Raw genomic sequence first — 17,265 nt, 5'->3', positions numbered from 1 at the left:
CCGGTTGGGATCAAAGCTGTAGGGGGATTTCAAATCAAAACTGTCCGTGTCGGTCATGGTCAGACTGGCAATGTGTCCGTAACGCTTTGAGGAAAAAAACACAAACCGTCGGAGCGGTCCCCTCCCCGGTCCGGGGTGGGTTTCCCTCTCGTCGGTTGAATCGGTGAAATCGGTTCTAAGAAAACCAAAAAGTTAGCCGAACGGCTAAATCCTAAGTTCAAGAAACTTCTATACCAGTGAAAGTTCCCAAATATACTCATTCCCGAATATCTTGTCAAGCAAAAAGTTGAATTTAGTAAGCGGCCATGGGTCGGGTCACTAACGCCCAAGTTATTGGGTTTGCGGAAGCTTGCCGCGGGATGTCCGTGGCATCGTCTACCGATATTCATATAGGATTGTTAATTAATGACTTTATTGACAACTCAGTGGCCTATTCCGTGGCTTTTGGAGCTGGCGAGAAGCAGAGTCCGGACGACCTTTGCCGAAACGATTGAGGACACGTGAGTTGGGTCAAGTTGGGGAGACAATTCCATGGCATCCCAGCCCACCCAGTTGCAGTCCTTGAGTCCGATCAGCCAGGATTGAAGCGTTTGGAAGCTCACACCACCTGCTTCCGGCGTGCCGGTACCCGGCAAGATTGCGGGGTCGAGAACATCAAGATCTACAGTAACATACAAGGGGCGACCCGCAACCCACTGCGCGATTTCGTAGGGCGAGATCTCCGAACTCCTTAATAAATTATGACTTCTGGAGAACTCGTACTCTTCTCTTGTGCCCGACCGCTGACCCACTTGCAAAATACGTGACGGCGACACGACGTCGCAAATGCGCCGCATCACGGTAGCATGGCTCAGTTCCACACCTAAGTACTGATTTCTCAAATCCATATGAGCATCGAACTGGATCATCACGAGTTCGGGGTGATGCCGTGCTGCAGCCCTGCCCAACGGCAAGGAGAGCAGATGCTCACCTCCTAAGGCAGCCGCTATTTGCCCACCGGCATGGACTTGACAGGCCATTTGATATGTCATTTCTAAAGTCTTGTCCCTGTCACCGGGAGGCAGGATCAAGTCGCCGGCATCAAAGAACTTGATGTCATCGAGGTCACGATCCAGTTCGGGGCAGTAGGTTTCGAGACCATCAGAAACGGCGCGAATCGCCGGGGGGCCGAAGCGCGTGCCGGGGCGGAACGAGCACGTGCCGTCATACGGACAGCCGAACAGCACGGTCTCCGCGCCGACGGCGGTCGCCTGGGCTCCCATGAACGGCTGGCCGGGCGCGAGGGATGTCGAGTAGTCAGCAGGACTCATTGGGGAAGGAAGCAAGTGACGTCCCGCGCTCGTCGGCGCCGCGGGACCGATTGCCTGAGCTCAATCCCGGAAGTAGAATGCCGGGACCGCGAAGGCGCCGCTCTGATGAGCGGCGGTGTAGTAGTGGGACGATTGGCAGATTTCGCGCTGGCGAGCCGTGTCGAATTGTGTCCGGGGGTCGATGCTCTCCGCTGCATACATGAAGCTCCAGGTGCCGGTCGGATAAGTCGGAACGGAGGAAACGTAAGGCAGGACGACTCCGAAATGCCGCTGCATTCTCGCCTGAATTTCGCGCGCGGTCTTGACGTCGGTCCACAGCGATTTGCACTGCGTGACGAAGCTGCCGCCCTGCTTGAGGGCGCGTTTCGCCAGGCGGAAATAGTCGTCGTCAAAGAGCGCGGCTCCGGGACCGATCGGATCGGTGGAATCCGAGAGAATGACATCGAAGCAATCCGGATTTTCCTCGAGAAACTTGAACCCGTCGCCGACCGCGAGCTGCACGCGATGATCCCGGGTGAGGCAATCCGCGAGTCGCGGGAAGTACTGTTGACAGACCTCGATCACATCGCCGTCAATCTCCGCCAGCACGGCTCGTTCCACGCACGAGTGGCGCAGGACTTCTCGAATCGTGCCTCCATCTCCCCCGCCCACCACACAGACCGATCGCGGCCGCGGATGCGCCAGCAGGGCCGGATGGACGAGCATTTCGTGATAGGCGGCTTCGTCCTTGTCGGTGGTCATGACGCAGTCGTCGAGCACCAGCATGCGACCGAACTCGACGGTGTTCACGACTAGGACGTCCTGATACGGTGAGCGACGATGATGCAAAACCTCGGTGATGCGCCAGGCGGCTTGAATGTCGCCAAAGGTTTCTTTGAACCAGACTTCCATGAGCGGATTTGGAGCGCGGCGAACGGTTAGAATTCAAGAGCCATGGAGCACCTGACCGGGTCCAGCGTGGCTGTCCCGGTCCGGGGAACTATCGAAGGCGTGAAGAGCGGGTGAGGAACGAGGAGGGTGCGCGACCGAACCAGACGGAACAGCCAGCTATATTAATGAAGAAGCCCGGATCCTGAGTCGAGGATCCTGGGCTTCCGGTATCTTCAGCTTGAATGACGGTAACGACGAGAAGTTGGCAATGTAAACTTCAGGACCACAGTACGACTCCGGCGAAGGCTGAACCAATCCCGACGATCTTCCCGGAGGCCGAGGCGACCTTCAGGTCGGCGAGTTTGAACTTCCGCTGTTCGAAGGCCCACTCGACTTTGCGGATCACATTTTCGCGACAGGCCTGCTCGTCGGCGCGCATATGGTGTTCCATGATCACCCCGGGCAATTCGGGGTCGTCGGGAATCCCGCAGGCCACAGCGGCCGAGACCACGACTCCCGCCTCGTCCCATGTCTCCTCCGCATAAGCCACCGGCACCAGCGCTCCGTACGGCAGGGTGAGGGGTGGGATATTCTGGCAGTTCGGAGGCAGAATGGAACTCATCTTGACGATGTTCGTGTTCCCGACACCGGCCGCCATCAGCGCATTGTCAAACGCATTGAGTAAGGAGGGACCTTCCGCGAAGCCTGCCACAAGAAAGTACTTGTCGAGTCTGGTGATGATCACGCCAGGTCCAGCGCCTCCACCGGCTTGTGCGGCAATTCACCCAGGGAATTCGCGTCAAGAATTCCGCGCTTCATCTCCATACAGGAGAAGCTGCTGGCCTCGAGATGAGTCTTCAGGTGTTGAAAAGCCAGGTCCGGGCTGACATCGTCTCCGCAGGTAAACAGATCGACGGCGGCATACCCGTACTCAGGCCACGTGTGAATCGCCAGATGCGACTCGGCAATCACCACCACGCCGGACACGCCGTGGGGATTGAACAGGTGGAACGCATCCTGTACAATCGTTGCTCCGGCGGCAATCGCGGCTCCGCGCATCGACCGCTTGATCGCGGCGACGTCGTTGAGCGTCTTTTGATTACAGCCGTAGAATTCCACGACAATCTGACGACCCAAAGCCTTCATTTCACAATCTCCTTAACGGTGAAGGTCGAATCGTGCACCGCCCGGCACGTTAAAACATTGGCGGCGTAGTCACCCACAGAAATTCAGCCGGACGTTGGCCCGCGTTCTCGATCACGTGTTCGCGTTGTCCGGAAAAGTAGAAACTATCCCCACCCTTGGCAGTATGGCTTTCGCTGCCGAAGTTCAGAGTCACGACCCCTTTGAGCACAAACCCAAACGCCTCACCCTGGAACGGCTTGATCGGGTCCGTGCGTTGGCCGGGCAGGAGCCTGACCAGCGCGGCTTCCATCTCCCGGTTGGTTCCGCCGGGAATCAGCAGTTCGAAGTGATCGGCGCCAGTATCGACCAGTGCGGTTCGTTCGTCGGCGCCGTAAACGACTTTTTCGGGATTGGTCTCGCGAAAGAAGTCGGTGACCGGAACGTTCAGCGCGCGCAGGATCTCGAGGAGATTATCGACCGAGATACTCATCTGGTCGCGTTCCAGCTGAGAAATAAAGGACTTGGCGAGGTCGGCCCGTTCAGCAAGCTCTTCCTGGGTCAGATTACTGGCCAGTCGGAGGTTGCGGATGCGTTCGCCAACTTTCACAAGTGCCCACTCAGTTAATGAAACGTCTTGTTCACTTTACAGGACGCGTAAGATACAAAATAGTTTCCGGTTTGTCAAGAAAAATTTTTGGCGAAATGCGTAACTATAGGTTTATAATGAAAAATCTTAGCACCTTTAAGTGAACTTGCCGGTCACTTATAGGTGATTTGGAATCCGGCTATAGCAATCAAACCGGCTCGAAAACCAAAAACTGACCCGCGCCGACCCGGCCAAAACAACGAACGCCGCCTCTCGGCAGCGCTTTGCAATGACAAAATCATAGGTTTGGTGATATCCGTGTGCTACCGTTCGCTGAGGCGGAGGTCCCCGCCTCCCCGGAATCGGAGTTCGGGGTCTCCCACATCCCGTGGGGACCAAGGGGGAAACGCCTGTAGCGCCGGCCTCGGCAGGCGCGTCAAGCGCACAGCGTCAACCAAGTTCGCCCCTGTAGAGGCGGAGTCCGTGACCTGCCTACCTGCGTACTGCCGCACTGCCTGCGCTCTTCCCTTCGCATTTCCATGAAAGGGGGTCGGCCTCTCACGCTTCAAGTTTCACGTTTCAAGTCTTCCTCCGCCCCGTCATTCAGCACCGGTTGCAGCCAACGGTCAAGCGACTCGAAACATCTCTCCCGAGCGGATCATGTGCCAACCACGACACTGCGTGAAAGAATCTGCCCTCCCTCACCCCTCCCGCCTCCTCGACCGCTTATCCTTATCCAATAGCCCCAGCTTCTGACCCACCTGCTTGCTGATCCGTACGCGCAGTATGATCGTGGACGCATCGGCCTGTTCATCGAGGATTTCCGCCACCCGATGCAATTCGGAAAGTAGTTTGCCGTCCTCCGGTCGCAGCGTCACCGTCAGCTCGACGAAATCACGATTCATCTCCTCGCGCATGCGCTCCAGCAGTGAGTCGATCCCGGTGCGCTTGCGCGCGCTGATAAAGACCGCGTCGGGGAATTCGGACTTGGTCAGGCGCAGCGTCGCTTCATCTTCGAGCGCATCGATTTTGTTGAAGACCAGCACGGATGGAATCGTCGCAGCTTCCAATTCGCCGAGGATCTTCGTGATTTCCGCCATCTGTTCGCGGTACGACGGCGAGGCGAGATCCACGATATGGAGAATGCAATTCGCCTCGCGGATTTCGGCGAGCGTACTGCGGAAGCTCGCCATCAGCGCCGGCGGCAGTTTGCGAATGAATCCCACGGTATCCGACAAGAGCGCGCTGCGCCGTGGACTCACGGGCAGCGTGCGCGTCGTGGAATCAAGCGTGGCAAAGAGCAAGTTCTCTTCGTACACACCGGCGGAGGTCAGCGCGTTCATCAGCGTTGACTTGCCGACGTTGGTATATCCCGCGAGCGCAAAGCGGAACAGCTCGTCACGATTGGCGCGCTGCGTTTGGTGAACTTTGTCGATGTGCACAAGCTCATCCTCAAGCACGGAGATCCGCGTGCGCACAATCCGGCGATCGGTCTCGATCTGCGTTTCGCCGGGTCCGCGCAATCCAATACCGCCGCGCTGTCGCTCAAGGTGCGTCCACGCGCCGGCGAGTCGCGGCAGCAGGTAGCGCAACTGCGCAAGCTCGACCTGTGTTCGCGATTCACGAGTGCGCGCGCGGCGCGCGAAGATGTCAAGGATGAGTCCGCTGCGGTCCAGCACGCGCTGTCCGAAGATCTTCTCCAAATTGCGCGCCTGATTGGGCGCCAGGTCTTCATCGAAGATGACGAGGTTGGCCTCAAGCTCGGCGATGATCGCCGCGAGTTCCTCGGCCTTCCCCTTGCCGATCAGTAGTGCGGGGTCTTTTTTTGCGCGCTTGCTGATTTCGCGGCCGACCACGCAGGCGCCAGCCGTCTGCGCAAGCATGTCCAGTTCATCCAAGTACTCAATCGTTAGCGCACCGGTCAGCACGGGCCATTGAATCCCGACTAGCAATGCGCGCTCGGGTTCAACGGCCGTCTCGATCAGATTGCTCTTGCCGCGGACCGGCGCCGTATCGTGGCGCGGGCTGCTGCGCTCGGAGTTGCGCGGCGGGCCGGGACGGGGATCTGGTTTGTGGCGCTTCACTTACACTCCGTCACGTTTGGCCTCATTCCAGAGTGAGTCCATTTCTTCGAGGCTGGAATCATGCAAGCCGCTCCCCCGCTCCGCCAGGCGATCTTCAATGTAGCCGAATCGCCTTGTGAACGACTCGATGGACGTACGAAGTGCGGCTTCGGGACTGAGTCGCAGTTTTCGACCGAGATTCACCATGGAGAACAGCAGGTCTCCGAACTCGTGCTCCATCCGTCCGCGATCACCGGCGTTCACTTCTAACTCAAGTTCGTCGATCTCCTCGCGCAGTTTCTGCCACACCGGTTTCACGTCCGGCCAATCAAATCCCACGCCGGCGGCCTTCTCCTGCACGCGATACGCCCGATTGAGTGCGGGCTGGGCTTTCGGCACGCCGTCCAGCAGCCGCGGCTTCGCCTTCTCCTTCAGTTTGAGTTGTTCCCATTGCTTCAGCACATCGTCGGCGGAATTCACTTTGCCGTCGGCGAACACGTGCGGATGCCGCCGGACCAATTTGTCGTTAATCTCGTGCAGCACGTCCTTGACGTCGAACAGCTGCTCCTCCGCGGCAAGTTGCGCGTGAAAGACGATGTGCAAGAGCAGATCGCCCAGTTCTTTTTTCAGTTCTTCGTAATGGCGGCGGTCGATGCTGTCGAGGACTTCATAGGTTTCCTCGATCAGGTAGGGGCGCAGCGATTCGTGAGTCTGCTCGCGATCCCACGGGCAGCCGTCGGGCGCGCGCAAGCGCCGCATGATCTCGATCAAGCGCAGGAATTCGTCGCCGGGGTTTTGCGCCACGGTCTGGATACTTGGGATCATTGGATCGGGGAGCTTGATGATGAAAGCGGCGGGTTGTACAACCCGCCCGCGGTTAGGAAAACGAGAGGTGGCCGACGCACGACTCACACATAACGCAGCAACATTTCATATCGTCCGGCGAGGTCGCGATCTCCGTCCGGCAGCACATAGCAGTTGTAGAACTCGGAACCCAGCTCCCGCTCCACGGTGATGCGCAGCGGGGCCCGGGACGCCGCGGTGATCGCGGCGGTGTACGGCGAGAAACTGGGAGTGAGGTCGATGACCACATCGGCCCCGACATCGCGCGCTTGTTCGCAGATTCCGTTGGTGGGCAGACCGAGCCAGTTCTTTCTGGCGGGGTTGAACGTGACGATCTTCGCCCGCAGATCAGGTGACAGCCAGGTGCGAAAATTCTCTCGCAGGCAGATCGTCGCGAAGCGTGGCTGCGTGCGTTGCAACAGGGGTTCGATCACATTGCGCGCCACATCGAAATCGTGAAACTCGGCGGGCAGGACGACCATCAGATGCTGCGGACGCACGCCCGCGGACGTCACTTTGAAGGCGGCCTCGATCCGGCCTTCCCGCAGCTTCCACCAGAACCAGCATGCGCGCCGGAGCAGTTTTTCGCGCAGCGTCATTTGGAGCCTTCGGTGATCGATTCGCGCTTGATGATCCGGACCCGACCGAGCCGGTGTCCCGACACCTCTTCGACCACGAACTCGTAGTTATGAAAGTCGAGCGCGGTCTTTGCTTCGGGGAACTCGCCGAGTTCATTCAGGATGAACCCGCCGAGCGTCTCGAAGTCCTGATCGGTGGGGATGACATCGTCATCAAGCACCTGATTAACGGTTTCGACGTCGAGCATGGCGTCGGCGATGATCGTGTTATCATCGAGCTTCGTCCAGAGCGGCCGCTCGGTGTCGTGTTCGTCCTGGATCTCGCCGACAATTTCTTCGATCACATCTTCGAGCGTGACCAACCCGGCGGTTCCGCCGTATTCGTCCACGGCGATCGCCATATGCAGGCGGCGGTCCTGAAACTGCTTCAGCAGCTCGGAGATCAGCTTGGCCTCGGGAACATACGACGCTTCGCGTAGAATCGTCCGCAGGTCGAATGGCGTGTCGAACGGATACTTGAGGAGCAGATCCTTGGTGTGTAGAACGCCGATGATATTGTCGATCGAACCGCTGTAGATCGGGATGCGCGTATGCTCGGACTCGCGGATGAACTCGAGCACCATGTCGATCGAGGTGTTGATGTCGAGGCATCGCATGTCCGTCCGCGGCACCATGATCTCGCGCACGGTCGTATCGCTGAATTCGAAGATCGAGTGGATCAGCTCTTTTTCGGTGGTCTCGAGCGCGCCTCGCTCTTCGCCGACTTCGACCAGCGTCTTGATCTCGTCCTCCGAGATCCACAGCTTGCGTTTCTCGACGCCCAGCGTGCGCGCCACGAAATCCGAGAACGGCAAGAGCAGCGCGACCAGCGGCGTAAACAGCTTGGTGACGAAGGCCAGCGGCGTAGCGATGCTCAGCGACCAGGCCAAGGGATTGCGAATCGCGGCAAGCTTCGGTAGAATGTCGCCGGTGATCACAATCACGAGCGTGACCGCGATCACCTGCACGGCGAACACGACCCAGGCGGCGACGACGGATTCACCCAACAGGCTTGAGGTGACCAGCGCGGCGAGGGTCGCGGCGAGAATGTTGATGATCGTGTTACCGGTGAGCAAGACGATCAGCAGCCGCCGGGGATCATCGAGCAACCGTGTCAGGCGCATGGCCGCGGGATCGCGGCGCTTGCTCAACTCGTCGATTTGCGCGCGGGTGAGCGAGAACAGCGCCGTTTCGGAGGACGAGAAGAAGGCCGAGCAGCCGAGCATCGCGAAAAAGGCGACGATACTCCAGTAGGGGAACGACTCGAAGGTCATCGGTCGCTCCGCGCGGCAGCGAGGGCCGCGTTTTCGAGTCGCCGCATTTCGTCGCGTTCACTCGTCGTGCGATCGGAATACCCGGCTAGGTGCAAGACGCCGTGCACGGCCAGTCGCGCGAGTTCTTCGCTGAGCGTGACCCGGTACTCCAGCGCCTGTCGGCGGGCCTGATCGAGGCAGATATAGATGTCGCCTTCCAGCCGGTCATTGTCGGTCAGGTCGAAAGTCAAGACGTCGGTCGTACCGGGAATTCCGGAGAATTGGCGATGCAATCGGGCCATTTCGCGATCATCGACAATGACCAGGTTAACTCGTCCGAAGGCCGCGCGGGTGCGACGAGCACCGGCGAGGACGGTATCGAGCAGGAGTGACTTTCGGAAACGCGCGCGCGGGATTGTCGAGTGCACTTCGTAGCTTCCGCCCGCGCGGCGGCGACCGGGAAGGGGGTCAGACATGAGCAGAGTCGTCAGTGGAGTCCGGGGGGTCACCGGCGGAACGGCTAAACGAGCCGGACTCCGCTTCGTTCTGGGACTTGGAGTGCTGTTCGTAAGCGAGGATGATCTTGGCTACCAGCGGATGGCGGACGACGTCGTTCTGATCGAAGTAACAGAAATCGATGCCGTCAATGCCGTTTAAGATATCGTGAATCGACAGCAGGCCGCTTTCCGACTTGTGCGGCAAATCGATCTGCGTGACATCGCCGGTGATGACGGCCCGGGAGTATTCCCCGAGTCGGGTCAGAAACATCTTCATTTGCAGAGCGTTCGTGTTCTGCGCTTCGTCGAGGATCACAAACGCATGATCGAGCGTGCGGCCGCGCATGTAGGCCAGCGGAGCAATCTCGATGGCCGAGCGATCGAAGAACTTGCGGAGGCGATCCGCCGGGATCATTTTCATGAGGGCATCATACAACGGCCGAAAATAGGGATCGACCTTTTCTTGAACATCTCCGGGCAAGAACCCGAGACTTTCACCGGCTTCCACCACCGGGCGACAGAGAATAATCCGGTCGTACTTGCCCGCGAGAAATTGAGATACCGCCACCGCCACCGCGATGAATGTCTTGCCGGTACCTGCCGGTCCGATGCCGAACGTGATGTGGTTGCTCAGAATCGCCTTGTAGTAGGCGGCTTGACCGGCGGTTCGAGGCCCGTAGGCTCGCTCGCCGGAGCGGACGATCACCTGAGAACTCTCGGTGGCTTCGACTGCGGTTCGCTGCGGCTCGCCAGACAGGCGGACCACTTGATCGATATCCGATGGAGCGAGCATTCCGCGTCGCCGGGTCAGGTTGACTAATTCCGTAACGATTTCAACTGCACGGAGGTTTTCAGCAGGAGCGCCCCGCAGCAGGATCTTCTCGCGGCGGGCCGTGATCCGGCTACCGAGGAACCGTTGCAGATAGTGCAAATTGGAATCACCGGGTCCGAGGAGCGGCCGTAAGACACCCTCTTCGACCGGGAGTTCGACTATCTCGGTGTATTCGTCGCTGTTTTGGAGAGCTTCCTGACTTTTCGACGGCAGTTGAGTATTCCTCAGTGAAAGTGAATCAGTGTATGAGAATGAAAAAGGCCTCCGCAGTTAGAGAGAACTCTCTAAAAAACAGAGGCTAAGTCGCTTTATTGGGGCCTTGCGAAAGGCAACTGGGAGAGCGGATCGTCCACTCGGAACTGCTGGAACGCCTCGTTTTAGACAAACAATAGAGTACAAAGATACGAAATCGGCGAGGGCAAGTCAAGCCTCGCCAGCAGCGAACCGGATTCCCCGACGGTCAGGGCACGCGTACGCCGCTCATTTTGCGCTCGCGGGATCGAGGATCAGGGCAAGGTCCTTCAGGAGCCGCGGGTCCACCGGAGAAGGGCAGCCGTCCATGAGGCTCTGAGCCAAGTTGGTCTTGGGAAAGGCAATGACGTCGCGGATGGACCTGTTGGTCAGGTTCATGATCAAGCGGTCGAGGCCGAGGGCGAATCCGCCCATCGGCGGCGCACCGTAGCGCAGCGCATCCACGAGGAAACCGAATCGCATTTCGGCCTCCTCGTCGCTGATGCCAAGCAGCCGGAAGATGCGCGCCTGTTGCTTCGGATCATGAATACGAATGGATCCCGAGATCAGTTCACTTCCGTTCATGACGACGTCGAAAGCAGTGGAACGAACGTTCCAGGGTTCCGTTTCGACGAGCTGCTCGTCTTCCGGCAGATATCCTGTGAACGGATGATGCGATGGAAACACTTCGCCGGTTTCGTCGTCGCGTTCGAACAGCGGGAAATTTACGACCCAGAACAACGACGGATTGGAATGGTCCTCCGGGTCATAGAGTTTGAACTCTTCGGCGAGGCGGCGGCGGAACACGCCGAGCGCTTTCAACACGTCGCTCTTCTTGCCCACGGCGATCAACAGCAGATCACCCGGGATCGCCGCGAATGCGGTCGCGATCGCCCGCAATGATCCCTCGCTCACCTTGCCCGCGAGCACACCGGAAAAACCTTCAGCGGTCACTTTGAGTGGAAGGATGCCCGCGAGTCCGGAGCTTTTGGCGAGCTCCTCGACCGCGCCGATCTCTTTTCGCGACAGTTCCGCCTTGCCCTCCAGCTTCAGTCCGATCGCCTCGCCGCCCTGCTCCAGCGCCCCGGCCACCACGCGAAAATCGGTTCCGCGCAAGTGATCGGTGACGTTGCGGAACGCGAGGTCATACCGCAGATCGGGCTTATCGCTGCCGTACATTTCCATGACTTCGCGATAGGATAGGCGCGGGAACGGGGTCTTGATCTCGATGTTCCATCCCGCGCGCATGATCTTGACGAACAGCCGTTCGGCGATGCCGAAGATCAGGTCAAGATCCGGAAAACTGACTTCGACATCAACCTGCGTGAACTCCGGCTGCCGATCGCTGCGCAGATCTTCATCGCGGAAGCAACGCACGATCTGGAAATAGCGGTCGAACCCGGCGACCATCAGGATCTGTTTATAGATCTGCGGCGATTGCGGCAGGGCATAGAACTGTGTCGGAAAGACGCGGCTCGGGACGAGATAGTCACGGGCACCTTCGGGGGTGCTCTTGACCAGGCACGGCGTCTCAACCTCGATGAACTCCTCGCCGGTGAAATGTTCGCGGATGACATTCGACATCCGATGCCGGAGCAACAGGATCTCCTGCATTTCCGGGCGGCGCAAATCGAGGTAGCGATACTTGAGCCGGAGCTCTTCGCTCGCCTTCGCCGCGTCGTCAAGTTGGAACGGCAGTACAGGACTCTGATTCAGCACTTCGAGCGCCAGGACTTTCACCTCGATTTCGCCCGTGACCATCTCGTTGTTGATCATGCCGGCGGGGCGGGCGATCACAACCCCGTGGATTTCGACCACCCATTCGGCATGCAGGGTCGGGGCAAGATTGGCCAGGTCGGGATTGTCCTGCGGATGAACGACACATTGTGTCTTACCATAGCGATCGCGCAGGTCGATGAAGATCAGCCCGCCGAGATCGCGACTGCGCGCGACCCAGCCTTGCAGGATGACGGATTGATTGGCGTCGGCTTTCCGCAGTTGGCCACAAGTATGAGTACGTCTTTGCATGTTAAGGATTGTACCAGTTAGAACCTGCCGCGCAGGCCCGGGAGCTACGACCGGCGGGAACAAAAACACCGCCCGGGGGCGGTGCTCCAGTTCTGCCCTACATCGGCAGAGGGTAAATTGCGGATTTTTCGTCAGAAAATCAAGTCCCGGATCCGTTCGAGTCCCCATGACGGCGGTCCGCGACCCGCGAGTCAGGGATGCTTGCGGCTGGCGGAGGGGTCGGCTCCGGCCCCGTAGCGTTGCGGATCGAGGGTGGCGAGCCTGAGGGCCATCTCGCGGTTACGCGGATCATCAATGTTCTGATAGGTTACCAGATCATTCCAGGCCACAAGCGTGCTATACTCCGCGCTTCCGCAGTCGGCAGCCAGCCGACCGAGCTGCGCCCGAAGCGGAGCCAGCGGATTGTCCGGGTCCGGCGGCAGCGCCGCCACTGCCTCCTGCAGGGCGGACTGTGCGGCCGCGCTGAGCGCGACATACTCTCCGAGCAGCGAGATCATCAGCGAGTTCCAGTGCGGCAGCGACTCAGGGGACAGATTCGACTTGCGCGCCACGTCGTAAGTCTCACGAACCGCCTTAACGGCGCGCGCGGCATACTGCTCAGAGCGGTTCCAGTTCGCGTCCAATCCATCGACCAGCCCCGAGGAGGATGACGTTCGCAATCCGAAGCGAACCGACGACGAGAGCTGCGTGGCGGCCGTGGCGGTTTGCTTCCACTGTGTCATGCAGAGCGACGACAGCTTGGTCACAAGCTCGCGCAGCGGCTCGTCCGCCGTGGCGGCGGTGGCCGCCGTTAGCGAATTGTGGTCCGCCGGGCCCACAATGGACAGTGCGACTTGCTTTTGCTCGAGACCACGCGTCGCGACCGGCAGCACGACGTCGATGAAGTAATTGAGTCTGGACAAGTCATGCGGATTGCCGAGCTTCTCCGTCGGAGCATTGTCCGCGAGCAGATTGGCGTAGCGGTAAGTCCATTGAGCTTGCGCATTCGCGATTTCAAAGCGCCGCTCTCCAACGTATCGAGCGGCGGCGTGCAGGTCCCGCTGCCGATCCGGATCGTGTTCGTGCAGCATGACGCGTTCGGTAGCGGCTTGATAGTACGCCGCGGCGCGATTGGCCTGGGCGGATGCGGCCGCGAGGGGGTCCAATCGCGGGGTTTCGCCCGGTGACATCACGAGTTTGCGAAACGATTCGTCAGCGAGGGCAGTGGCCAGCGCGGCACAGACATCGGCCATTGCTGAGAAGGCCCGGAAATCGAACTCGGCATCGGTATTGACGATTTCGGTGTAGCTATCGATGAGACTGTTGGCCGTTCGGCGCACGGCCGGTTCTTTGAATCCCGGTCCGGGGACGACTGCCTCGTCAAAGGCGGTGCGACGCTCGGCTTGCAGTATCCAGAGCGCTTCCGCGGCAGCATGTGAAATTTCGGCGACGGCAAATTGGCTGCGTTGCTGGTTTTTCTGATAGAGCGACCAGGCACGGCCGTAGTGGGTTCGAGCGATTTCGGGATTACCGAGCGCGGTGTGCAGATGGCCGAGCTGAGTCAGAGCAATCACCATTTGCGGAAGCTCGCCGAAGCGCGACGTGAAGGCTTCGAGCGATTGCCGTGCTAATGCGGTGTTTCCGAGCCGGAGCGCGACTTCGGACATGGACAGATAGACCATCGGATCGGCGGCGGCTCCGGCGGCACTGCCGAGGAATTGCTCCCCCATTTCGGCGGCATCTTTCCAGCGTCCGTCCGCCGCGAAGCCCTGAAACGCGAGCATGAAGTAGCGGGGCGAACGGGCGTCGCTTTGCAGTGAGAGTGCGAACTGCTTTGCGACCTCCGCACCGGTACCCGGGCTTTCGCCGTGGGCGGTCAGATAGTTCCATACCACGTCAAACGCAGGCTCCGCAAACTCGGATAGTGGATACTGGCGCACGATGAGATCCGCGCAGGTCTGCGCCGCGAGTCGATCGCCCCAGCGCAGATTCAGATGGAGCGCGATGTCCACGGCCTCGGCGGCGAGCGACGAAGCGGGATAGGCCGCCACGGCTTCAGCGAGCTCGGTTGCCGTCGCGAGGCAGGCCGCGCTGTCGCTGCGCGGGTCGGCAACCATGGCGCGCGCCCTATCGAGGGTTGCCGGCAGATTCGGCTCCGCCAAGACCGCCGTGCAGCCGAGCGCGAGCGAGAATATCGATGCGAGAAGAATTGGCATGGGAAATCCTGGACTTCGACGACGCGGGTATCGCTCAGCTTTGGGCAAACTACATGCCAGCATGCCCGAAAGAGGAAGCGGGCAACTCCCGAGGGAATTGCCCGCTGCGCATTGCTATGGCGAAGTCTATGTCAGCCTTCGGCGACCTTGATTTGCGCCAGAGCAAACTCGAGTGCGGCCCGCGCCTCCTCGACTTCGCGCGGATCCGTGCTCTTGGCGAGATGCTGCAAGGCGCGTTCCTGCGCAGCCTGCGCGCGATCGAGATCGATATCGTCTTTGCGCAAGCAGCCTCCGGCCAGCACGACGGCATTGTTTCCGTGCACTTCAAAATAACCGCGGCCGATAGCGAACAGGTCGAAGCTCATGTCCGGCAGATCAATGCGGAGTCGTCCGGGCTTGAGTCCCGCCATCATCGGCGCATGGTCGGCAAGCACACCGAAGTCACCGCCGGCACCGGGCGCGCGGAGGTGCCAGACGTCGCCGGAGAAGACTTTCTCCGTGGGGGTGATGACATCGAGATGGAAGTTCTTGGCCATGCCGCTTATTTCTGTGCTTCGTAGTTCTTCAGCGCTTCTTCAATGCCACCGCACATATAGAAGCAGCCCTCAGGAATGTGATCGAACTCGCCGTCGAGAATTCCCTTGAAGCCGCGGATCGTGTCTTTGATGTTGACGTACACGCCCTTGCGGCCGGTGAACGCCTCGGCGACATGGAACGGCTGGGAGAGGAATTTTTGCATCTTGCGCGCGCGGTCCACGGTGAGCTTATCCTCATCGGCCAACTCGTCCATCCCGAGAATCGCGATGATGTCCTGCAGGTCCTTGTAACGCTGCAAAGTTCCCTGCACACGTCTGGCCGTATTGTAATGCTCTTCGCCCACAACGAGCGGGTCGAGAATCCGCGACGTGGAGTCGAGCGGATCGACGGCGGGGTAAATCCCCAACTCTGAGATCTTGCGGGACAGCACGGTCGTGGCGTCAAGGTGCGCGAAGGTCGTCGCGGGCGCCGGATCGGTGAGGTCGTCGGCCGGAACATAGACCGCCTGCACCGAGGTGATGGAGCCCTTCTTGGTCGAGGCGATGCGCTCCTGCAATGCGCCCATTTCGGTGGCGAGCGTGGGCTGATATCCGACGGCGGAAGGCATGCGCCCGAGCAGCGCAGAGACTTCCGAGCCGGCCTGGGTGAAGCGGAAGATATTGTCGATGAACAGCAACACATCGCGGCCTTCATCATCGCGGAAGTACTCGGCGAGCGTCAGGCCGGTGAGCGCGACGCGCGAACGCGAGCCGGGCGGTTCATTCATCTGGCCGAAGACGAAGGCGACTTTGGAATTCTTCAGAGCGGCATGTTCGACAGTTTCGGTCTTGAAGGAGTGTTTGTCGAAACTCTTGCCGTAATCCACGACTCCCGACTCGACCATTTCGCGCAACAGGTCGTTGCCTTCACGCGTGCGCTCGCCGACCCCGGCAAATACGGAGATTCCGGCATGCGCTTTGGCGATATTGTTGATGAGCTCCTGGACGATGACAGTCTTGCCGACCCCGGCGCCGCCGAACAGGCCGATCTTTCCGCCCTTGGCGAACGGCTGGATCAGATCGATCACCTTGATTCCGGTTTCGAGCATGTCGGCCGACGTATCCAGATCGATCAACAGCGGGGCGGGTCTATGAATCGGGTATTTCTTTTGGGTCTTGACCTCGCCCAAGCCGTCGATCGGTTCGCCGACGACGTTCATGATTCGCCCCAGCGTTTCCGGACCGACCGGGACCGCGATCGCCACGCCCGTGTCGATCACCTCGGTACCGCGCTGCAGCCCCTCGGTCTGATCCATGGAGACGGTGCGCACGCTGCTGTCGCCGAGGTGCTGTTGGACTTCGAGCGTAATGAGGTGCCCGTCGCTTTGCCTAATGTGGAGCGCATTGTAAAGAGCGGGGAGCTGCCCATCGGGAAACTCCACGTCCACGACCACGCCGATAATCTGCTTAACGGTGCCTTTGTTCATGGGCTGAAATGTAGATGGCTATTCGATGTTCGCGGGAGGAACCGACGGCGGCTGACTCAGACCTTCCATCAGCCGCGACTTCCACTCGGTATGAGCATTGGCGAACCGGTCATCGAGCGCGGACAAGTAGGTCTCCCGCTCGAATTCACCGAGGTCGTCCAATCTAAGTTCTATATAAGAGAGCACCAGCGGCGGCCGTTTACGCCCGATGGCACGCAGGGCGAGCACACCTCCGGCGCGCACGTATTCGATGGGATCGTTGAAGGTCGGTTCAAGTGCCGCCAACAACCGCGGTACCTGTTCGAGGTGCAGACCGGCCCATCCGAGCAGGGCTTGCGTAGCCGCGTGGCGAACGAGATACTGTTGGTCGCGAACCCATTCGTTCACCAACTCGAAGACGAAGTCAATGTGATACTCCGCGGCACCTTCTCCCTCCGCGTAGGAATCGAAGATCCTGGCGGCATGCAGCCGCACTTCCCAGACCGGATCGGCGACGAGCATCCGTCCGAAATCGCGCCACAGGGCTGGCTGAAACTGTGCGAGCCGGGAGATGATTCCCGCGGCAACGGCGCGGGTCGCGGGTTCCTCGGACGCCGCCAGTTTCAGCGCCAGCTCCAGCGCTTGTTTGGGCTTGTTCTCGACGAGGATCGCCACGGTTCGCGCGACCGAGCGGATCGATTCGGGCGGGAAGAGCGGGAGCAGCTCGGTCAGCGCGTCCAGCTCCGGCATCGACAGGTCGTCGGGGTCTTGTAGATACGCTTCAAAGAGCTCGACAATGCGAGCGGTCGCGGCGTGGTCCGGCGACGACGTCAA

The 17,265-nt window shown here is 59.8% G+C and carries 16 protein-coding genes; all 16 read right to left on the bottom strand.

Annotated elements, in window-relative coordinates; genetic code table 11:
• Nucleotides 1-422 precede the first annotated feature (422 nt).
• Nucleotides 423-1,262, bottom strand: coding sequence for an agmatinase (speB, locus tag HZB60_01845; GenBank protein MBI5058504.1), 840 nt, complete (start codon nucleotides 1,260-1,262; stop codon nucleotides 423-425).
• 108 nt (nucleotides 1,263-1,370) lie between these two features.
• Nucleotides 1,371-2,201, bottom strand: a complete 831-nt coding sequence (gene speE / locus HZB60_01840) for a polyamine aminopropyltransferase (GenBank protein MBI5058503.1) — start codon at nucleotides 2,199-2,201, stop codon at nucleotides 1,371-1,373.
• Between the two features lie 256 nt (nucleotides 2,202-2,457).
• Nucleotides 2,458-2,925, bottom strand: coding sequence for an arginine decarboxylase, pyruvoyl-dependent (locus HZB60_01835; GenBank protein ID MBI5058502.1), 468 nt, complete (start codon nucleotides 2,923-2,925; stop codon nucleotides 2,458-2,460).
• Nucleotides 2,922-3,326, bottom strand: a complete 405-nt coding sequence (gene speD / locus HZB60_01830) for an adenosylmethionine decarboxylase (protein MBI5058501.1) — start codon at nucleotides 3,324-3,326, stop codon at nucleotides 2,922-2,924. The genes HZB60_01835 and speD overlap by 4 nt, the downstream gene beginning before the upstream one ends.
• 49 nt (nucleotides 3,327-3,375) lie before the next feature.
• Nucleotides 3,376-3,912, bottom strand: a complete 537-nt coding sequence (locus HZB60_01825) for a helix-turn-helix transcriptional regulator (protein MBI5058500.1) — start codon at nucleotides 3,910-3,912, stop codon at nucleotides 3,376-3,378.
• A 680-nt stretch (nucleotides 3,913-4,592) separates the two neighbouring features.
• A complete protein-coding gene (gene hflX / locus HZB60_01820) occupies nucleotides 4,593-5,975 on the bottom strand; it encodes a GTPase HflX (protein MBI5058499.1) in 1,383 nt (460 codons plus the stop codon).
• Nucleotides 5,976-6,779, bottom strand: a complete 804-nt coding sequence (gene mazG / locus HZB60_01815) for a nucleoside triphosphate pyrophosphohydrolase (GenBank protein MBI5058498.1) — start codon at nucleotides 6,777-6,779, stop codon at nucleotides 5,976-5,978.
• Nucleotides 6,780-6,862: 83 nt separating this feature from the next.
• Entirely contained in the window at nucleotides 6,863-7,396 is a 534-nt protein-coding gene (locus HZB60_01810; protein MBI5058497.1) for a hypothetical protein, read from the bottom strand.
• On the bottom strand, nucleotides 7,393-8,688 hold the full coding sequence (locus HZB60_01805) for an HlyC/CorC family transporter (GenBank protein MBI5058496.1): 1,296 nt from the start codon (nucleotides 8,686-8,688) through the stop codon (nucleotides 7,393-7,395). The genes HZB60_01810 and HZB60_01805 overlap by 4 nt, the downstream gene beginning before the upstream one ends.
• Entirely contained in the window at nucleotides 8,685-9,143 is a 459-nt protein-coding gene (ybeY, locus tag HZB60_01800) for an rRNA maturation RNase YbeY (protein ID MBI5058495.1), read from the bottom strand. Before ybeY ends, HZB60_01805 begins: the two co-directional genes overlap by 4 nt.
• Nucleotides 9,136-9,957, bottom strand: coding sequence for a PhoH family protein (locus HZB60_01795; protein ID MBI5058494.1), 822 nt, complete (start codon nucleotides 9,955-9,957; stop codon nucleotides 9,136-9,138). Before HZB60_01795 ends, ybeY begins: the two co-directional genes overlap by 8 nt.
• Nucleotides 9,958-10,476: 519 nt before the next feature.
• On the bottom strand, nucleotides 10,477-12,255 hold the full coding sequence (aspS, locus tag HZB60_01790; protein MBI5058493.1) for an aspartate--tRNA ligase: 1,779 nt from the start codon (nucleotides 12,253-12,255) through the stop codon (nucleotides 10,477-10,479).
• A gap of 191 nt (nucleotides 12,256-12,446) precedes the next feature.
• Nucleotides 12,447-14,450, bottom strand: a complete 2,004-nt coding sequence (locus HZB60_01785; protein MBI5058492.1) for a hypothetical protein — start codon at nucleotides 14,448-14,450, stop codon at nucleotides 12,447-12,449.
• A 131-nt stretch (nucleotides 14,451-14,581) separates the two neighbouring features.
• The gene (gene atpC / locus HZB60_01780) at nucleotides 14,582-14,986 is read right to left on the bottom strand and encodes an ATP synthase F1 subunit epsilon (protein MBI5058491.1); all 405 of its coding nucleotides are present in this window, start codon (nucleotides 14,984-14,986) and stop codon (nucleotides 14,582-14,584) included.
• Nucleotides 14,987-14,991: 5 nt separating this feature from the next.
• Nucleotides 14,992-16,452 (bottom strand): F0F1 ATP synthase subunit beta, encoded by a 1,461-nt coding sequence (atpD, locus tag HZB60_01775; protein ID MBI5058490.1) that lies wholly within the window; start codon nucleotides 16,450-16,452, stop codon nucleotides 14,992-14,994.
• 18 nt (nucleotides 16,453-16,470) lie between these two features.
• A complete protein-coding gene (locus HZB60_01770) occupies nucleotides 16,471-17,265 on the bottom strand; it encodes a DNA alkylation repair protein (GenBank protein ID MBI5058489.1) in 795 nt (264 codons plus the stop codon).

The organism is candidate division KSB1 bacterium (genome assembly GCA_016214895.1).
Classification (GTDB): domain Bacteria; phylum Electryoneota; class RPQS01; order RPQS01; family RPQS01; genus JACRMR01.
This window is presented reverse-complemented; position numbering and strand designations above follow the sequence as displayed.